Source organism: Gelidibacter sediminis (assembly GCF_004364975.1).
GTDB classification, from domain to species: domain Bacteria; phylum Bacteroidota; class Bacteroidia; order Flavobacteriales; family Flavobacteriaceae; genus Gelidibacter; species Gelidibacter sediminis.
Window position 1 is genome coordinate 693160 of sequence record NZ_SOBW01000007.1, and the last position, 20358, is coordinate 713517.

General features: G+C 35.4%; 18 protein-coding genes. 14 read left to right on the forward strand and 4 right to left on the reverse strand.

Annotated features, from left to right (window positions below; all coding sequences use genetic code 11):
- Positions 1-45: 45 nt before the first annotated feature.
- Complete coding sequence (locus tag BXY82_RS02930; RefSeq protein WP_133756679.1) at positions 46-570, reverse strand: DUF5004 domain-containing protein; 525 nt, start codon at positions 568-570, stop codon at positions 46-48.
- A gap of 583 nt (positions 571-1153) precedes the next feature.
- Between BXY82_RS02930 and BXY82_RS02935 the strand changes: the two genes are divergently transcribed.
- The 3 genes from BXY82_RS02935 (at position 1154) to BXY82_RS02945 (ending at position 4564) form a co-directional block, all read left to right on the forward strand.
- Entirely contained in the window at positions 1154-3130 is a 1977-nt protein-coding gene (locus BXY82_RS02935; RefSeq protein WP_133756680.1) for an AHH domain-containing protein, read from the forward strand.
- Positions 3131-3138: 8 nt separating this feature from the next.
- A complete protein-coding gene (locus BXY82_RS02940) occupies positions 3139-3807 on the forward strand; it encodes a hypothetical protein (RefSeq protein WP_133756681.1) in 669 nt (222 codons plus the stop codon).
- Between the two features lie 178 nt (positions 3808-3985).
- Complete coding sequence (locus BXY82_RS02945) at positions 3986-4564, forward strand: hypothetical protein (protein WP_133756682.1); 579 nt, start codon at positions 3986-3988, stop codon at positions 4562-4564.
- Positions 4565-4653: 89 nt separating this feature from the next.
- On the opposite strand, the gene BXY82_RS02950 is transcribed toward BXY82_RS02945, so the two are convergent.
- Together BXY82_RS02950 and BXY82_RS02955 are read right to left on the reverse strand one after the other, a co-directional pair.
- Positions 4654-6195: an Rne/Rng family ribonuclease gene (locus BXY82_RS02950; protein ID WP_133756683.1), complete on the reverse strand. Its 1542-nt coding sequence runs from the start codon at positions 6193-6195 to the stop codon at positions 4654-4656.
- A gap of 329 nt (positions 6196-6524) precedes the next feature.
- The gene (locus BXY82_RS02955) at positions 6525-6812 is read right to left on the reverse strand and encodes an HU family DNA-binding protein (protein ID WP_066431871.1); all 288 of its coding nucleotides are present in this window, start codon (positions 6810-6812) and stop codon (positions 6525-6527) included.
- Positions 6813-6946: 134 nt separating this feature from the next.
- Here BXY82_RS02955 and mutY point away from each other — a divergent pair, with 134 nt between their 5' ends.
- The 11 genes from mutY to BXY82_RS03010 all read left to right on the forward strand — a co-directional run bounded on the left by mutY (position 6947) and on the right by BXY82_RS03010 (position 19582).
- Entirely contained in the window at positions 6947-7984 is a 1038-nt protein-coding gene (mutY, locus tag BXY82_RS02960; protein WP_133756684.1) for an A/G-specific adenine glycosylase, read from the forward strand.
- Positions 7985-8129: 145 nt separating this feature from the next.
- A complete protein-coding gene (locus BXY82_RS02965; RefSeq protein WP_133756685.1) occupies positions 8130-8564 on the forward strand; it encodes a single-stranded DNA-binding protein in 435 nt (144 codons plus the stop codon).
- Positions 8565-8585: 21 nt separating this feature from the next.
- Positions 8586-9890: a gliding motility-associated protein GldE gene (locus tag BXY82_RS02970; RefSeq protein ID WP_133756686.1), complete on the forward strand. Its 1305-nt coding sequence runs from the start codon at positions 8586-8588 to the stop codon at positions 9888-9890.
- A gap of 2 nt (positions 9891-9892) precedes the next feature.
- Positions 9893-10471, forward strand: a complete 579-nt coding sequence (gldD, locus tag BXY82_RS02975; RefSeq protein ID WP_449404156.1) for a gliding motility lipoprotein GldD — start codon at positions 9893-9895, stop codon at positions 10469-10471.
- A 242-nt stretch (positions 10472-10713) separates the two neighbouring features.
- Positions 10714-11421 (forward strand): UMP kinase, encoded by a 708-nt coding sequence (pyrH, locus tag BXY82_RS02980; protein ID WP_133756688.1) that lies wholly within the window; start codon positions 10714-10716, stop codon positions 11419-11421.
- A gap of 61 nt (positions 11422-11482) precedes the next feature.
- A complete protein-coding gene (gene frr, locus BXY82_RS02985) occupies positions 11483-12040 on the forward strand; it encodes a ribosome recycling factor (protein WP_133756689.1) in 558 nt (185 codons plus the stop codon).
- 62 nt (positions 12041-12102) lie between these two features.
- On the forward strand, positions 12103-13386 hold the full coding sequence (locus BXY82_RS02990) for a hypothetical protein (protein ID WP_133756690.1): 1284 nt from the start codon (positions 12103-12105) through the stop codon (positions 13384-13386).
- A 51-nt stretch (positions 13387-13437) separates the two neighbouring features.
- Entirely contained in the window at positions 13438-15822 is a 2385-nt protein-coding gene (locus BXY82_RS02995; protein WP_133756691.1) for an efflux RND transporter permease subunit, read from the forward strand.
- Between the two features lie 132 nt (positions 15823-15954).
- The gene (gene asnS, locus BXY82_RS03000; protein WP_133756692.1) at positions 15955-17388 is read left to right on the forward strand and encodes an asparagine--tRNA ligase; all 1434 of its coding nucleotides are present in this window, start codon (positions 15955-15957) and stop codon (positions 17386-17388) included.
- Between the two features lie 128 nt (positions 17389-17516).
- The gene (gene rpoN / locus BXY82_RS03005; protein ID WP_133756693.1) at positions 17517-18977 is read left to right on the forward strand and encodes an RNA polymerase factor sigma-54; all 1461 of its coding nucleotides are present in this window, start codon (positions 17517-17519) and stop codon (positions 18975-18977) included.
- Positions 18974-19582: a hypothetical protein gene (locus BXY82_RS03010; RefSeq protein WP_133756694.1), complete on the forward strand. Its 609-nt coding sequence runs from the start codon at positions 18974-18976 to the stop codon at positions 19580-19582. The genes rpoN and BXY82_RS03010 overlap by 4 nt, the downstream gene beginning before the upstream one ends.
- 33 nt (positions 19583-19615) lie before the next feature.
- Here BXY82_RS03010 and BXY82_RS03015 read toward each other — a convergent pair whose 3' ends face one another.
- Positions 19616-20314 (reverse strand): porin family protein, encoded by a 699-nt coding sequence (locus tag BXY82_RS03015; protein ID WP_133756695.1) that lies wholly within the window; start codon positions 20312-20314, stop codon positions 19616-19618.
- Positions 20315-20358: the final 44 nt, after the last annotated feature.

Genomic DNA, 20358 nt, shown 5'->3' on the forward strand with positions numbered 1-20358 from the left:
AGCGGATTTAAAAATCCGCTTTTTTTATGCTGTATTTAAATGGAATTATGCCTGTACTTTCTCAAATGTAAACGTCACCTTAGTATTTTTTATAAGGCCACTTACTTCACGGATATTTACCAATGCTTCATAAGTAAACACATCGTCAGTTTCAGCAACTTCAATCTCAATTGTTTGGGTAGAACACCCTGATACAAATGCCAAAACCTTATCAGTTAAGCTCCAGGTACCAGTTAGACTCTGCTTACCCTCACAATCCGTAGCCGATTGTGCTTGTTTAAACACATAGTTTCTGTTATCAACAAAGTCATATACTAAGTCACGCTGACACTCAGTATACTGCGCAAAGATATCCGTACTCGGATTTTCAGTGTTGTCATCTGTTATATCGATAGCATCTTCGGCATCTAATCCGGTTAACACCCATGAGCCAGCAAAAGCCGTCTCGGTGGTAGTCAATTCACCCGTTATGGCTTCAGGACATTCAATGCTATCATCGTTGTTACAGCTCACTATAAAAAGGGTCGCCGTTACCATTAAAGATTTCATCAATACATTCATTTTTTTCATGTTTTTGTAGATTTTAAGTTCTTTTATAAGATGTCTGAAACTGCAAAAGGTTGCTTTGAAGAAGTGAAAAAAATTGATTAAAAATGTGCTTAGCACGACTTTGACAGTTGATCAATTGACTTTAAGACCAATAAGCAGAAATAAATAGTTCTGTTTTTTTTAAAACCACCATCACATGACACTCAAAAACATGACAGACCCGTAAAACGAAACTTGATAGCAATAAAAAACCCCTTACTTCCGAAGAACTAAGGGGTTTGTGATTCAATCGATTTTGTCACCATTTTTATCATAAAAATGGTATTCAAGATATGTGTAAGCATCTCTGGGTAATACTTTTACCCATTTTTAGTAGAATATGTAATATACATAATCAGGAATAAGCTCTGTACAATTAAGCCTCCATTCAATAATTTGTTAATAACGTGTTAACAAATTATATGGTTCAATTTAATGGCCACCGTCATCTATAAGATAAGAACAGTAAGGTTTTACCGTAACAAGTTTACGGTTTCCCCGTAAATGGATAAGAGGAAAATAATTTAGATTTGATAAGACAAAACAATCAAAAAAAATACTTTCTATGAAAAATTATTACCTGTTTCTGCTTTCTCTTATTCTGTTCACGAATTGCCAAAAATATGACATTGATAAAAACTCGCTTGGTCATACCCAATCACAAAATGACTTTTTGGAAGTTAAAAAAATCAGTTTTGGTGAAGCTATTAACCTAGAACCTATTTTACAAACCTTAAATAGAGTGGAACACAAAACTAACAAATTTAAGGACAATAATTTAAATGACATCGAAATTGTTGGCAAAGAAGGGTCACTCATTTCTGATGGTATCGACGATTACTATACCTTTCAAATTACAAGGAACAATTCTACTCGAATTGAAAACCTAATCCTAAAGGTCCAATATGGTGCTAAAAAAAAGAAATACGCCACTTACATCGCATCTTATGACCTAACACTATTTGATAAGATAAATTTAGAAAAAGGAGGAAAGGTAGACTTAGTTTCAAAAATACAAATCCTTCCAATTTCATTAGATAAAGCAACCATCTTGGTAGGCCAAAAATCTTCAGAGAGATGCTACGAAATAATAAAAACCACAGAAACAGAAATAAGTAGAGGTACTGGATGGGATATACCAGTTTATAGAATTATCGAAATCCCTTGCGAATCAGGAGGAGGAGAAGGAGAAATCATTCCGGAAAATACTGCAGGTGATGATTATGGCAATCAGTTTCCTGAAAGCTCCTTCGGTGGTGATGGTGGTGATTTTGGTGGTGGTGGCAATGAAGCAGGTAGCTCAGGCCCAAACAGTCCCGAAGAAATTGATTTCAATGATACTGGCCTTTACACAACCCCTATTCTAAGACTTGACATTATTGGAGAGCTAGGAGAACTCTTGCAATTAGGGCCGTATACAACACCACAAATGCAGTATCTGTTGAATGATGCCAGTATTGACGAAGTGGTCGAACTTTTAAATTTTATCGAAGAAGGACAAAAATCAAATGAGGTCAAGGCTCAAGCCAAAATGACAATTGACGCCAACAGAGCAAAAAATGGTTGGGATTTTTCAAGAACGGGCACTGTCTACAACTTACCGTCATTAAAATACAAGGCTGCCTTTAATCCTAACAAAGGAGAAATAATGTACCTTTTAGAAAATGGTTTAGTACTTTACCAACCTTCCGGTCCTATAGCTATTAATCAAAATAATATACAAGGCACCATAGGATCCTCCGAAGTTCCTACTGATGGGTATAACTATATTCACAACTATGACAATAGTAATTGGTATGAATACAGGAAAGCTCCAAATGCAACTTATGCAAGTGCTGATATAGATTTTTTACTTACGGCCTTTTGGAATAAGGTAAAGATAATTGGACGTTATGCCACACCTATAGAGGATGCCATTATTCTAATTGATGGAAAGGATTTTGATGGGGTTGAGCAAGATAAAGTACAGACTGCTGGATTTATGATTGTGGGAATTATCCCAGGCGGGAAAATAACCAAAGCATTTAAACCTATTGCCAAAGTTCTAAAAGGTAGCGAGATTGCCAGAAATGGTTGGAAAATTATAGCGAAGTCAGGAAATAAAACAATAAATTTATCCTTTAAAGTTGTAAATGGATTAGTCGAATTTGGAAGCAGAAGCAAACTTGCAGACATAATAAATACAACAACACTTGAAGAAGCACATCACATTCTACCTTGGAATAAATTAAATAATGAAGTTATACAAGAAGCCGCTTATGCAGGTTTTCATATGAATTCAAAAGTTAATGGAAAAGCATTAAAGAAATATACTTCTCTTACTGGGGAAGGTCTTCATGGAAATCATCCTGCTTATGATAAATATGTTCAAAAAAGATTAGATGATTTTGCAAATAATAATTTTGATTCTAACGGTGCTAAAGATTTTCTTGAAAAAAGCTTAATCCCAAAGTTAGATGAGCTAATAGAACTTGCTAAAAGTTCAAATTTAAATTTAAATGAATATTTTAAACAAGTTATTAATCCTCCTTTAGGATTATAATAGAAGAGATGAACTACTACACAATAAATACGTCCGATGATTTAAAAATCATCGGACATTATCCGCAAACAAGAATTAGAGTAGATACAGGGGAAAATGTGAGGGTTGATGGTTATTTAGCTATGAAAGCTAATGATTTCCCTGATTTTGTGCCTAATTTTAAATTAGAGCTACATCATAAAGCAAAACCCACGAATTTTTTACCCAAAAATCCAGCAAGTTTTGGGTGGATTATTGATACAAAATTTAAAATGATTTTAGATAATTATAATCTTCCAAAGCATCATTACTATAAAGTAAAAGTATATCAAAATAATAAAATCCTCGACTATTATTGGCTACATTACATTGTTGACGACTTTTGGGATTTTATTGATACTGATAAGTCATACGTTGAAGTTTTTAAATTTGAAACGCCTTTCGACATTAAAGTAATTAAAAATATTCCTATTATTTCACAAAAACAAATAATTGAGGAAGAAGAAAAATATGATTATGGAAACATAAGAATCGGAAGTATAAAAATGAACAAACATTTTCCTAAATATGATTTATATCAAACACGATGCATCAATTATAACACAATCATTAGTGAAAATTTAAGAAATGATTTGATTAAAGAAGGTATGACAGGTTTTGAAACTAAGTTATACGACAAATTTGAAACAACTGATTAAAAAAAACAACAGAATTGAGAAACGAGGAGTTTTTCACTATTCATTTTATCATTTTTACACAATGAAGACAAACATATTATTAAGTTTAATTATATTGTTTTTGACCAACTACATGCACAGCCAAGACAAAAGTTTCAAAAACACTTCGATTGATTTTGTAATCAAAAAAAGACACCTTGTGAGTTCAAAGTATACCGATGCAGAAAATAATAAAGAGCATGGTGGAACTTGGGATGGAAATATGCCAATTGGCACTCCACCTCCACCTCCTCTACCCAAGGAAGTAACATCCAATTACAAAGGATTTAAATACTTTAATATCACTCCAACACAATATGTTATATACAATACCAATTATAATGATTTTGAGAGTGACACGCTCTATAACGCAGTCTTAAACATCCTAAAGATTGACAGACTTGATCATTCAGTTACCAATTTTAACCTTTATAATTTTACCCTGAGAAAAGAAGAATTATATCGAAGCAATTATTGTGATTATGATGTCATAACGGAAGATAGAAACGACATAAAAGTCATTGCTGGCTACAACTGTTTTAAGGTGACTTTAAAAAATGAACGTCAGCCAGATTTATCAATTGACATGTATGTTACTACAGAAATTTCGTTGGATTATCATCCCATAATCAATTGCGAAACAGTTCTTGAAAATTATTATCCTTTGTATTTTAAGGAATATAAAAATAAATACCCTGATGATTATTTTACCGAGTATACATTTGTAAAAGCGCAATAAGTATTATCGGCTATTATTACCAATAAATACATTAAAACACATTCCAAAAATAAAACCCCTTACTTCCAAAGAAATAAGGGGTTTGTGATTTAATCGATTTTGTCACCATTTTTATCATAAAAATGGTATTCAAGATATGTGTAAGCATCTCTGGGCAGTACTTTTACCCATTTTTTATGTTCTAAAAACCATTTTGACCTGATGGAAGGGAATCCCTTGGTCAAAAAGGCTGCTATAAAAGGATGTGTGTTTAAAGTCACCTTTTTGTAGTCTTTTTTGAAAATCCGTTCCATGTCTTGGGTGATGCGTTGTACCACCTTAATTGGCGCTTCAATCTCCTCCCCACTAACATTCGGATTTTCTTCTTTTGTTTCAATATTCCTTTCTGGGCGCACGCGTTGTCTGGTAATTTGTATCAGACCGAATTTGCTAGGAGGTAATATCTTATGTTTTGCTTTATCATCTTTCATTTCGTCACGAAGATGATTGTACAGTTTTTTTCGATTCTCTGCATTACCCATATCAATAAAATCGACTACTATAATACCGCCCATATCACGTAAACGCAATTGTCTGGCAATTTCAGTAGCTGAAATCATATTAACTTCTAAAGCAGTGTCCTCTTGATTTTTTTCTTTGTTGGATCTATTGCCACTGTTCACATCAATAACATGGAGTGCTTCGGTGTGTTCTATTACAATATACGCACCTTTAGCCATAGAGACTGTACGTCCGAAAGAGGTTTTTATTTGCCTCTCAATACCATGTTTTTCAAAAATGGGCACGCCATTTTGATAATGTTTCACAATAGATTCCTTTTTTGGTGCAATTTGATGCACGTAATCTTTGATTTGCATATATAACTCTTCATCATCTACAACAATACTTGAGAACGAATCGTTGAAGATGTCCCTCAAAATTGAAGATGCTTTGTTCATCTCTCCAAGTACTTTACTTGGGTGAGGGGCCTTGTTGAGCTTCTTGCACATTGCTGTCCAACGGCTCAATAGGTTCTGCAAATCAGTATCCAACTCAGCAACTTTTTTACCCTCAGCAACCGTACGGACAATAACGCCAAACCCTTTAGGGGTAATGCTTTTGACCAATCGTTTTAAACGATCTTTCTCTTCTTTTGATTCTATTTTTTGAGAAATAGAAATCCGATCAGAAAAGGGTACTAAAACAATGTACCTTCCGGCAATTGACAACTCGCTACTAATACGAGGCCCTTTGGTTGAAATAGGTTCTTTTACAATTTGTACTAAAAGAGATTGATTGGATTTTAAGGCGTCAGCAATACTGCCGTCTTTATCAATATCTTTCTCAAACTGAAAGTTTTTGAGCAGAAAATCTGTGTGTTTCCCTGTGCTTACACGTTTTACGAATTTTAAAAGCGAAGGTAATTTTGGACCTAAATCATGATAGTGCAAAAATGCATCTTTCTCATAGCCTACATTAACAAATGCAGCATTTAGTCCAGGAACAGCTTTACGGATTTTGGCGATAAACACATCACCAACCGCAAAGTTATTATCCTCTTCATCTTTATGTAATTCAATAAGTTTTCCATCTTTTAATAAGGCAAAATCAACAAAGTCTGAACTTGAACGAATAATTAATTCCTTATCCATGTTGTTAATTTAAATCCGTCCTAAAATTCATCAGAACAGATGGATTATACTAAATTTTTTGACACAGGATTCCCGATGAACCATCGGGATAATTCCGGTAAATCCAAATGCACCACAACCAGCGGCAACATTTAAATTTTATATCAAAGAACGTTACTGTAAAACCGAAAAAGTAGTTAAAAACTACTTTTTCAATTTATTTTTTCTTATGACGGTTAGCGCGTCTACGTTTTTTACGCTTATGCGTCGCTACCTTATGTCTTTTTCTTTTTTTACCACTTGGCATAAATCAAGTCTTTTTTAAATTAATGTTTCGTTTTATATTTTTACTATACTTCAACATTAGATTTAACGCCTTCTACAAATACTTTTGCAGGCTTAAATGCTGGAATGTTGTGTGCTGGTATTTTAATTGTGGTGTTTTTAGAAATATTTCTACCTGTTTTCTCAGCTCTTGTTTTAACGATAAAGCTACCGAAACCTCTTAAATACACATTATCTCCACTCTCTAAAGATGTTTTAACTTCCTCCATAAAGGTTTCAACGGTCGCTTGAACATCTCCTTTTTCAATTCCTAATTTCTCAGAAATTTTCGCTACTATATCAGCTTTTGTCATTGTTATTAATTTTAGGGTTTATCTATTAATTATAAGGGATGCAAATATAGGGATTTTAATTTCAATATTTCAAGCCTAATTAATTAAAATTTAAGCTTGTAAAGGATTATTTTTGTGGCGATTAAAAAATTTAAATGGATTTTAACAAGACTTTAACCCTTTGGTATTCAGAACATAAGCGCGAACTCCCATGGCGAAGAACTAAAAACCCCTATAACATCTGGTTGTCAGAAATAATTTTACAACAGACCCAAATAGCCCAAGGGCAACCTTATTACAACGCTTTTGTTTCTAAATATCCTACAGTTTTTGATCTTGCTAACGCCCAAGAAACTGAGGTATTAAAACTTTGGCAAGGTCTAGGATACTACTCTAGGGCACGCAACCTACACACCACAGCCAAACATATTGCCACCCATCATAATGGCATCTTTCCAAACACCTATAAAGACCTCTTAAAATTAAAAGGTGTGGGCGATTATACGGCCAGTGCCATAGCATCTATTTGCTACGGAGAACCTACAGCTGTGGTTGATGGGAACGTTTACAGAGTATTGTCGCGTTATTTTGGCATTGACACTCCCATAAACGCTACAGACGGTATTAAAGAATTTAAAGCCTTGGCTGAGTCTTTAATGGATCATGATCATCCGTCAGATTATAATCAGGCCATTATGGAGTTTGGAGCTGTGCAATGCAAACCTAAAAATCCGAATTGTCAAATCTGTCCTTTAAATGACAGTTGTGTGGCACTTCAGAAAAATTTAATTGATCAACTCCCCGTTAAGCTTAAAAAAACAAAAGTCAGCACTAAGTATTTTAATTTTTTAGTCCTACTGTCTACTGATAAGCAAACGATATTTCAAAAAAGAGTCAAAAAGGGCATTTGGCAAAACCTATATCAGTTCCCTTTATTGGAAACTGAAAAAAAATTAAAAATAGCCGACTTTAAAAATCACCCTTTCATCAGCAGGTATTTTGCCAATGCGCCGTTTGAATTTAGCCTTTATAACAATAAAGACATTATTCACAAACTTTCGCATCAACATTTGCATACCAAATTTTGGATTATTGAAATTGATCAGCTACCCCAAAAAGGAATGCCAATCACTGAAATCAAGAACCACCCTACACCCATATTAATTAGTAATTTTATTGATGATTTTTTTTGAGTATTAGGACCATAGAACTACTGTAATGAATCATCAGCCACCCTCAATAAATTATAGCGACTATAAATAATAACTCACATTTTTTTATTACTTTTAATAATATCCGTGCAATTGGTTAATTTTGCACATTAATTATAAAACTATTATGTCTGGAACTTTAAATAAAGTCATGTTAATTGGTCATTTGGGTGATGATGTTAAAATGCACTATTTTGATGATAAAAACTGCGTTGGACGCTTCCCGTTGGCTACAAATGAGACTTATACGAGTAAACAAACCAACGAACGTATTACCAATACGGAATGGCATAATATAGTGGTACGAAATAAGGCGGCAGAAATTTGTGAAAAATATTTAAGCAAAGGCGACAAAGTCTACATAGAAGGACGCATCAAGACCAGAAAATGGAATGACGATAAAGGTATTGAGCGCTATTCTACTGAAATTCAATGTACAGACTTTACGTTTTTAAGCACTAAAAATGATGGTCAAGAGCATAGCTCAAGCCAGACGCCTCCAACGTCTAATCCAAATAAAAACACTGCGGAGCCCGAACAGAATGATGATTTGCCATTTTAAATTTAACTAATTTCTTTTCCTTTGGACCCTGAACCCATACAATTCCTTATTCTTCAAACTTCTGATAACATCTCCCTGATCATTGGCGTTATCTTATTATTTATTTTATTGGCGTGTTCTGCTCTTATTTCTGGTGCTGAAGTCGCATTTTTCTCTTTAACACGTTCTGACCTAGACAACGGAATGGCGCAAAACGCAACGGCATTTCAAACCATTTCTAAATTATTGGAACGTCCTAAAAAACTATTGGCCACCATATTGGTTGCCAATAATTTTATCAATATCGCTATCGTTATTTTGTTTGCTTATATTGGAGAATTCATTTTTCACCAAATTAGCATCACGTGGTTAAAATTTCTGCTCGAAGTGGTTTTGGTAACCTTTTTAATTTTGCTCTTCGGAGAAATTATCCCTAAGATTTACGCCAACAGAAATCGGAATAAATTTGCCATGTTTATGGCACAACCGGTCCGGTTTTTAGATATTATATTTTCGCCAATCAGTTTACCCATGCGCTCTATCACCATTGGAATTCATGATAGATTAGGGAAACAGAAATCTAACCTCAGTGTAGACCAATTGTCGCAGGCACTAGAACTTACTGGAGAGCATGAAACCACTATGGAAGAACATCGCATCCTTCAGGGAATAGTATCTTTCGGTAATACAGATACCAAACAGGTTATGCGTCCGCGTATTGATATTTTCGCACTGCATACTGATCAGAAGTATTCTGAGATCATCCCTGAGATCGTCAAGAATGGTTACTCAAGAATTCCTGTGTACAAAGAGACTATTGATACGGTGGTAGGAATATTATACGTAAAAGACTTGTTGCCATATATTGATCGTAAACAATTTGATTGGACCGCCCTGTTGCGTGAACCATTTTTTGTGCCTGAAAACAAAAAATTAGACGATTTAATGGCCGAATTTCAAGAGAAAAAGGTCCATCTAGCGGTTGTGGTTGATGAATACGGTGGCACTTCCGGATTAGTCTCTTTAGAAGATGTTATCGAAGAAATTGTAGGTGATATTAGTGACGAATTTGATGACGACGATTTAATTTACACTAAAATAGACGATAATAATTACGCGTTTGACGGCAAAACACCCCTCAAGGATTTTTACAAAATTGTAAATTTAGACAATGAGGCCGATTTTGAAAACCACAAGGGGGAAGCTGAAACCATTGCAGGCTTTGTATTAGAAATTTCTGGACTATTCCCACGGCGCGGTAGTAAGATAAATTTTAAAAATTATGTGTTTACTATTGAAACACTAGACAAAAAACGCATCAAACAGGTAAAATTTACCATCTTATAATGATAAAGACAAAACTTTTAATTTTCACATTATTACTTGCAATTTGCTATTCTTGTGGTGATGACCCCGTACCAAAACCAAAGGGTTTTTTACGGTTAGATTACCCACCGGCAGAATATGAAGAGATTGCTCTTAATTTGCCATTTACGTTTGAGAAAAACACTCTTGCGGAACGTATTAAAAATATCAAAGTAGATTCAAAAAATCAAACTTATGGTATAGACATCCATTACCCTACCCTAAAAGGCACTATTTATTTGACTTATATAAAAGTGAATGAAGACAATCTTATTCCACTGATAAGAGATTCTCAAAATTTAACTCAAGAGCATACACAAAAAGCCGATGCCATTGAAAGCAATTTATATAGCAATAATGACCATAAGGTATATGGCATGTTTTATGAAGTGGGAGGAAATGCCGCTTCACAATCACAATTCTATGTGACTGACAGTGTGAATCATTTTTTAAATGGATCACTTTATTTCTATGCGAAACCAAATTTCGATTCCATTTTACCTGCAGCCGATTATTTAAAAAAAGACATTAAACATATCATGGAAACCCTAAGGTGGAATTAAGCAACTTCTACTTTTGTAAATTACAATAATCCTTATATTTGCTAAACTTTTCAAAACAACACATGAAACGAGCCTGCCGAAGCTTGTAAAACATAAAGCAGTGGTCATTAGCGAGCAGCATGTGACCTTTGAGAAACATTAAGAATGAACACATGAATCGAGCCTGCCGAAGCTTGTAAAACATAAAGCAGTGGTCATTAGCGAGCAGCATGTGACCTTTGAGAAACATTAAGAATGAACACATGAAATACAAAAGAATCCTCCTCAAATTATCAGGCGAAGCATTAATGGGAGATCGTCAGTACGGTATTGATCCACTACGACTGGAAGAATATGCCGCCGACATTAGTGCCATTACAAAATTAGGCGTAGAGGTAGCTATTGTTATTGGTGGAGGAAACATTTTTAGAGGTGTTGCAGGCGCAAGCAACGGTATGGATCGCGTGCAAGGTGACCATATGGGTATGCTTGCAACGGTAATCAACGGATTGGCTTTGCAAAGTGCTTTAGAAGATGCCGGCATCCCAACCCGTTTACAGTCTGCTGTCCATATCAATCAGGTTGCAGAGCCTTTTATAAGAAGAAAAGCCATGCGCCATTTGGAAAAAGGACGTGTCGTCATATTTGGAGGTGGCACTGGCAATCCTTATTTTACGACAGATTCAGCCGCTGTATTAAGAGCTATTGAAATAGAGGCTGATGTCATTCTAAAAGGTACTCGTGTAGATGGTATTTACAATACTGACCCTGAAAAAGATATCAGTGCTGTAAAATTTGACCAAATCACTTTTGATGATGTTTTAAGAAAAGGATTAAAAGTAATGGATACCACTGCGTTTACGTTAAGCCAAGAAAACGAATTGCCAATTATTGTTTTTGATATGAATAAAAAAGGGAACCTTCTTAAAGTGGTTCTCGGCGAAAAAATTGGAACTGAAGTCAATTTGTAACCTTTTAAAGTTGCCGTTTGGCTCATTTTTTAAACTGTTTAAAATTTAAAATTTTTTAGTGATGAACGAAGACATTAAATTTATATTAGATAGCGCTCAGGAGGCCATGGACAATGCCATTAAGCATCTGGAAAAACAATTTATGAATATTAGGGCGGGTAAAGCTACTCCCGCAATGTTGGGCAGTGTAATGGTTAATTATTATGGTACACAAACACCGTTAAACCAAGTGGCTAACGTGAATACGCCTGATGGAAGGACAATTTCAGTGCAACCTTGGGAGAAAAAAATGCTTCAAGAAATTGAGAAAGGAATTCAAGTTGCCAATTTAGGGTTTAATCCGATGAACAATGGAGACCTTATCATCATCAATGTGCCGCCATTAACAGAGGAACGCAGACGTGATTTAGCAAAACAAGCTAAAGCAGAAGCTGAAGACGCGAAAATTGGAGTGCGTAGCGCAAGAAAAGATGCCAATACTGAGATTAAAAAACTGGAAGACGTGTCTGAAGATCTTCAAAAAGATGCGGAACAAAGCGTACAACAGCTCACTGATAAATACGTTAAAAAGATTGATGATTTCTTAGAAGTAAAAGAAAAGGAGATCATGACCGTATAAAACAGAAAGCGACTTCCAAGTCGCTTTTTTTAGCTTATCAAAATTATCATAACACACTCGCTATGCAAAAATACTGTGCTTATCTGTTTTTTATTATTTGTATATGGTCAGCACAATCACAGGCACCTACTAAACCAGGAGACACACTTTCCGTTGTTGAACAGGATTCACTTAAAAAAAGCAAATTTTTTAAGCAAATAGGGAATGGTTTTTTTCCTACTAAATACATTGATATTGACCTAAGATACCTGTTTAAATTCAATCAATATGAAGGTGTAAGGACTGGCCTGGGCGGAAGAACCAATAACAATCTCTCTGACAGATATAGGATGAATGGCTATGTGGTGTATGGTTTTAAAGACCATACTTTCAAATATAGTATTGGTGGTGGCTTTCGAGTTTCTAAAGCTTCAGAAACCTGGGTTAACCTCTCCTACACAGATGACCTACAAGAAACTGGAAGTTCTAATTTTTTAACTGACAAACGATTCTTTTCATTTTTTGAGCCTCGATTACTGAACATTAATCGTTTTCATCATCACATTACAAAATCGGTATCCTTAGAACATAGAATAACCCCTTATCTACTATCAGAAACGCAACTTTCTAGGAGTAATGTCACGCCTACTTACAATTATACATTTTTTGTTGATGATACGGCTTTTAATGAATTTAGGATGAGCCGTGCTCAAATTTCCTTGCAATGGAATCCCTTTAACACATTCGAAACAATTGGAGATGTAGAGGTAGAAAAAGAAGGTTTTCCAAACTTCACTTTACAACTGTCACAAAGCTTTAAAGATGTTTTAGGAGGCGATTTTAATTTCTTTAAGGCTGATTTTAGAACCATCTATAAGCTAAATCATAATGCGCTAGGTAACAACTTTACTGAAGCCACACTTACTAGCGGTATCGCAACCGGTAAAACACCACTTACACATTTATACCACGCCTATCCCAATAATATTGACAAACAGACCATTTTACAACGTTTTTCCGTAGCTGGTATCAATAGTTTTGAAACGATGTACTTTAATGAATTTTTCTCAGATCGGTTTGCAACCTTACAATTGAAACATTACTTAAAGCCTTTTAATATTGCCAAACGTTTGCAGCCACAAATGGTCCTGATTTCCCGTTTTGCATTGGGAAACATGCATGATATTGAACGCCATCAAGGTGTTAGCTTTGGAACCTTAAACAAAGGTTACTCTGAAGCCGGTTTGGAGCTAAACAAGATTCTCTTTGGTTTCGGATTAAGTTTTGCCTACCGTTATGGCGGATACCATTTACCAGAATTTGCAGATAATGTTGCGGCAAAATTCACTTTTAATATTAGTTTGTAATCGCCTTCCAAATCTTTTGTTTTTTCTACCTTTGTTGTAGTAAAAATTGCTATGACTAAACGGTTTACTAAAAGATTTTGGGAAATTGTGGCGCGACTCATCTTGCGTAACAAAATTATTATACTTGCGGCTGTCGTAATTATTACGCTACTTTTCAGTACCCAATGGAAGAATATGCGTTTCACCTTTACGGAAGCAAATCTACTCCCCAACGACCATGAAGTAAACCAAACCTATAATGAGTTTTTAAACATTTTTGGCGAAGAAGGCAATTTGGTTGTCCTTGGTGTTAAAGATCCAACACTCTTTACGGTTGAAAAATTAAATGCGTGGAACCGGTTATCTGAAAGTTTTAAGCAGTATGAGGAAGTTGAGACCGTGCTGTCCATTAAAGATTTACAAAAACTTGTTAAAAATACGGACAAGGAAAAGTTTGACCTCAAGCCCTTTATAACTGATTCATTAACCTCCCTAGCTGAAATAGACTCACTACAACAAGAGCTTTTTCAGCAGTATCCTTTTTATGATAACTTCCTATTCAATAAGGAAACCCGCACTATAAGAACCGCTATTTACCTTAAAAAGGACATTATAAATACATCAGCTAGGAAAGATTTCATTATAGATGTCCTGGAAACAAGGGTCAATACTTTTGAAGAAAAGTATAATTTAGACGTCCGGGTTTCAGGCATGCCTTATATCAGAACCCTTAATTCTCAAAGCATTGTTGACGAAATTGGCTTATTTATTGGGGCCGCATTATTAGTCACCTCATTTATCTTCTTTTTATTTTTTAGATCAGTTAGAGCAACGCTCATATCGCTTCTTGTAGTGTCTGTTGGCGTTATGTGGACTTTCGGCATCATTGGACTGTTAGGTTACGAAATTACAGTATTAACAGCCTTAATTCCGCCGCTCATTATTGTTATTGGAATACCCAACTGTATATTTCTTATCAATAAATACCAACATGAGGTAAAACTGCATGGCAATAAAGTAAAATCCCTACAGCGCGTTATTACCAAAATAGGTAATGCTACCTTAATGACCAATATGACTACCGCTTCTGGGTTTGCGACGTTTATTCTCACAGAAAGTACCTTATTAAAAGAATTTGGTATTGTGGCATCATTGAGTATTATTTCCATTTTTATTCTCTCCATACTCATAATACCTATTATATACACGTTCTTGCCTTATCCCAAAGAGCGGCATTTAGACCATTTTAACAGACGGTGGACGAGTGGATTTGTTAATTGGATGGCACGTATGGTTAAAGAACGCCGTATAACCATATACATTACTGCAGTCAGTTTATTGACCTTAAGTTTGATAGGCATCTTTCAGATAAAAATTTCTGGAAGCCTAATAGAGGATATGCCTCAGAATACACAATTCTTTAAGGATATTCGCTTTTTTGAAAGCGAATTTAATGGGATAATGCCATTAGAAATCATGATTGATACCAAGCGGAAAAAAGGAGTTATGAAATTGAGCACGCTTAAACGCATGAATGAGTTGGAAGAGCATATTAATGACATTCCGCAACTCTCTCGGCCTGTTTCTGTGGTCAGCTTGGTAAAGTATTCCAAACAAGCTTATTATAACGGAAATCCTAAATATTATCAGCTCCCTACGAGTCAAGAAAACAGCTTTATTTTATCATACGCCAAAAACTCAAGTACTGAGGCCAATCTTCTAAAGAGCTTTGTAGATAGTACTGGCCAATATGCGCGTATTACCACGTTTATGAAGGATATTGGTACGGATAAAATGGAACGCATTGAAGAGGGCTTACAAACTGAGATAAATAAGCTTTTTCCTGAAGAGCGTTACAGTGTCATCATGACTGGGAAAGCCTTAGTGTTTCAAAAAGGTACCAAATACTTGGTAAAAAATTTATTTATTTCCCTTTCACTTGCCATTTTATTGATTGCCTTATTTATGGCGTATTTATTTAGATCATTCAGAATGATTGTGGTATCCCTAATTCCTAACCTTTTGCCATTGCTAATTACAGCTGGTCTTATGGGGTATTTGGGAGTACCCATAAAACCATCTACAATCTTAGTATTTAGTATTGCTTTTGGAATTTCAGTAGATGATACCATTCACTTTTTGGCAAAGTACCGTCAGGAATTGCAGGCCAATAATTGGAAAATCAAAAAATCAGTATATGCTGCCTTGCGTGAAACTGGAGTAAGTATGTTCTATACATCTATTGTACTGTTTTTTGGATTCTCAGTATTTACATTGTCAAGTTTTGGAGGCACAGTAGCCTTAGGGGCTTTAGTATCTGCAACTCTCTTGTTCGCGATGCTTTCTAATTTGCTTTTATTGCCATCTTTACTCTTATCATTGGAGAAAAGTATAGCAAATAAACAAACATTAAAAGAACCCACCATTAACATTATACCTGAAGAGGATGACAATTAAAACGGAAGTTGAGCAATAAGCTTTCAAATTTTAAAAGTTCTACCCTCTAGATTTTCGTTTATAGATTTTTAAATCTTTCAGGCTTGAAAGCCGCTCGGCTTTTTTTATCTTTGCACACTTAAATTTATGACGATGACATCAAAAACTGTTGCAGAATTATTGAAGGCCGATTTTAAATCGCAAGACATAGATATCAAAGGGTGGGTAAGAACCTTTAGAGCGAATCGTTTTATTGCTTTAAATGATGGTTCTTCACTTCAAAATATACAGTGTGTTGTTGATTTTGAAAACACTGACGAAAAACTTTTAAAGCGCATCACTACGGGTGCCGCCGTCCATATTAAAGGTGAACTTATTGAAAGTCAAGGCAAAGGCCAGTCTGTTGAAATTAAAGTGGATAAAATCACGATTTTAGGCGATTCTGATCCGGAGACCTATCCTATCCAACCTAAAAAACACTCGTTTGAGTTTTTACGTGAAAATGCCCACCTACGCACCAGAACTAACACTTTCAGTGCCGTAATGCGATTGCGTTCTACATTATCCTTCGCTATTCATAAATACTTTAATGACAATGGGTTTTACTATATGCACACCCCAATTATCACTGGAAGTGATGCGGAAGGTGCCGGTGAAATGTTCCGTGTGACAGGTTTGGACCCAAAGAATCCACCGTTAACTGAAAATGGTGAGGTCAATTATAAAGAAGATTTTTTTGGTAAAGAAACCAATCTTACAGTTTCAGGACAATTGGAGGCAGAATCATATGCCATGTCTTTAGGTAAGGTATATACCTTTGGGCCAACCTTTAGAGCAGAAAATTCTAATACCTCGCGCCATTTAGCGGAATTTTGGATGATTGAGCCAGAGGTCGCTTTTATGGATTTGGCTGGTAATATGGACTTGGCAGAAGATTTTCTAAAATCAGTCTTAACTTATATTTTAGAACATAATCGTGAAGATTTAGAGTTCTTGGAGCAACGTTTGTTAGACGAAGAAAAAACAAAACCACAAGCTGAACGCTCAGCAATGAGCCTTATTGAAAAACTAAAGTTTGTTATTGATAACAATTTCAAAAGAGTAAGCTATACAGAAGCCATAGACATTTTAAAGAATTCTAAACCTAATAAGAAGAAGCAATTTAACTATATAATTGAAGAGTGGGGTGCTGATCTTCAAAGTGAACACGAACGCTTTTTAGTAGAAAAACACTTTAAATGTCCTGTCATTTTATTTGATTATCCTGCAAATATTAAAGCCTTCTATATGCGTTTGAATGAGGATGGTAAAACCGTTCGCGCTATGGACATTCTCTTCCCTGGTATTGGTGAAATGGTTGGAGGTTCTCAACGTGAGGAGCGCTTAGAAGTATTAAAAGAGAAAATGAAGGCTTTAGATATTGATGAGGCGGAACTATGGTGGTATTTAGATTTACGCAAATACGGTACAGCAGTGCATTCAGGGTTTGGACTTGGTTTTGAGCGATTGGTAATGTTTGTAACCGGAATGGGTAATATCCGCGACGTTATTCCGTTTCCTCGTACACCGCACAACGCCGAATTTTAGGACAAAATGAGACATGTTTTATAATTATAATAGAGCAGTCTCAAAATGTAAATATTTCACAAAACAATCTATATTTATTACATTTATAGATTGTTTTTTCTATTTTAGACTAAAACCTTTTTAAACGTATGCTAAAGCAGTATTTACAGTTCAAATTATCTCAAAAGTTGTCGCCGCAACAAATTCAGTTGATGAAACTGATCCAATTGCCTACACAAGCATTTGAACAACGTTTAAAGCAGGAAATGGAAGAAAATCCCGCTTTGGAATCTGGTAAAGAATCGGATGATCTCGACGACAATTTTGATGAATTTGACAATACCCAAGAAGAGTTTGATGATTCCGATCAAATTGGTGAAGACATTAATGTTGATGAGTATTTAAGTGATGATGATGTCCCTGACTATAGAACCCAGGCCAATAATTATAGTGCTGATGATGAGGACAAAGACATGCCATTTGCTGCAGGTACATCCTTTACCCAATACCTCACCAATCAACTCAATACATTTAGATTGACGGATGATGAACGAGACATTGCCGAATTTTTAGTAGGCAGTGTAGATGAAAGCGGTTATATCAGACGTTCATTAACTGACATAACAGATGATTTGGCCTTTACCCAAAATGTCTTTACAGATGAGGAGTCTATAGAAAAAGTGCTTCACGTAGTGCATCAATTGGATCCTGCAGGAGTGGGAGCTCGTAACCTTCAAGAATGTTTGAGTATTCAATTGCATCGCAAGGAAAAAAATCCGGACGTAGAGTTGGCCATTGAGATCATTGACAATGCCTTTGATCAATTTACCAAGAAGCATTACAAAAAACTAATTCAGAAGTTTGACATTACTGAGATGCAACTTAAAGATGCGATTGATGAGATAGAACATCTGAATCCAAAACCTGGAGGATCCTATTCAGGCAATAATCGCATCGTTGAACATATTGTGCCCGATTTTGCCATTAGAATAGTAGATGGCGAATTGGAATTGACCTTAAATGGTAGAAATGCACCAGAGTTACACGTTTCAAGAGAATACAGTAATATGATGAAGGGCTATAAGGAGTCCAAAGACAAATCGAAATCCCAAAAGGACGCCGTCATGTTCATCAAACAAAAGTTGGATGCCGCCAAGTGGTTTATTGAAGCCATTAAACAACGTCAACAAACATTATTTGTTACAATGAGTGCCATTATGCACTATCAAAAGGAATACTTCCTTACAGGCGATGAGCGCAAGTTAAAACCTATGATTTTGAAGGATATTGCAGATGAAATTGAAATGGATGTCTCCACAGTGTCCCGTGTTGCCAACAGTAAATATGTAGATACGCCATATGGTACAAAATTGATTAAGGAGTTTTTCTCAGAATCTATGACAAACGACCAGGGTGAGGAAGTATCTACGCGTGAAATTAAGAAGATTTTAGAAACGGTCATTGAAGACGAAAACAAACGCAAACCATTAACAGATGAAAAATTGGCTGCTATCTTGTTGGAAAAAGGCTATCCAATTGCACGTCGTACCGTTGCAAAATACAGAGAACAACTTGATATCCCTGTAGCGCGATTACGTAAAAAAATATGATACACTACCTTTTAAAGAGTATCTCATACATCTTTCATCCATTGCTCATGCCCCTACTTGGGGTGTTATTCTATTTTTCAAAAACACCGCGTTTTATTCCGGATCCTGTCATAAAAGCAAAAGTATTCTCAATTACCATCCTAACGCTCATACTACCCATCCTCTTATATTTTTTATTGAAAACAATTAAAAGAGTAGATTCTTTACATCTAAAGTCTACCAAAGAACGCATCATCCCTTTGTTTTTGAATGCAATCATTATCGTATTGATTTTAAACAGAGTACTGCCATATCACGAGATCACAGAACTTTATTATTTTTATTTAGGCATACTTTTCTCCACTTTGGCATGCTTGTTTTTAGCTTTTTTTAAGGTGAAGGCTAGTATACACATGATTGCAAGTGCCGGCTTTTTCATGTTTGTCGTGGCCTTGAGCATTCATTTTAAAATTAACATCAACGGTACCATCGCACTAATGTGTGTAATTATTGGTGCCATTGCAACCTCCAGATTGCATTTAAAAGCACATACGAACATCGAATTGCTTATCGGATTTTTTGTTGGTTTGCTACCGCAGTTAGTTTTATTGAATTATTGGTTATAGGAGCATGTAGACAAGGAGTTGATGTAAATAAAATTAAAGGATGTAAAACATCAAACCAATTTTTATGCTATTCATATCCATAGCTTGGCCATTGAGCTGCGCAGTGTCCTTAAAAATAGTATTTAGGCCGTAATAAACATGAAAATTCCAAGTAGAATACCCTGCGCTTAATGTGAGTCCGTATTGCAGGCCATTAAAATCTTCAATACCATTTAATTTTATATCCTTTACACTCCCTGTAAATTTAGAAGAATTATAAAAGACATAGCCTAATTTTATGCCGGTGTAAATACGCCAAAACTTATAGTCAACCGCAGTAGAGGTACGCCATCTGTATTGCAACGGCATCTCTAAGGTATATGTGGTAAATTTGTTTCTTTTGATGGTAATGATCCGCTCATCAATAATGTCGTAATCGATACCGCCATCAGATCCTTTAGAAATAAGCACATTTTGATTGTAAGAATTGGTAGATAGGCCCAGTCCTATTCCTACCGCTTTATTACGCCGAGCATTTATAGGCATATCTCTAATAACCCCAAAATGCACGCCACTAGAGAAACCACTTTGTTTTAAATCATTAGGCACCTTACCCAAAAGATTGTAGGTTAAGGAAAAATAAAATTGATCTTCTCTATATTTTTGATCTACAAAGGTGGTATCGGCAACTTGTTGCGCCCATATTAGGGATGTAAAACCACAACCTAAAACAAATAGTATAGCACTTCTCATACCACAAATATAGTTGATAATACGGATATAGTAATGAAAACGTA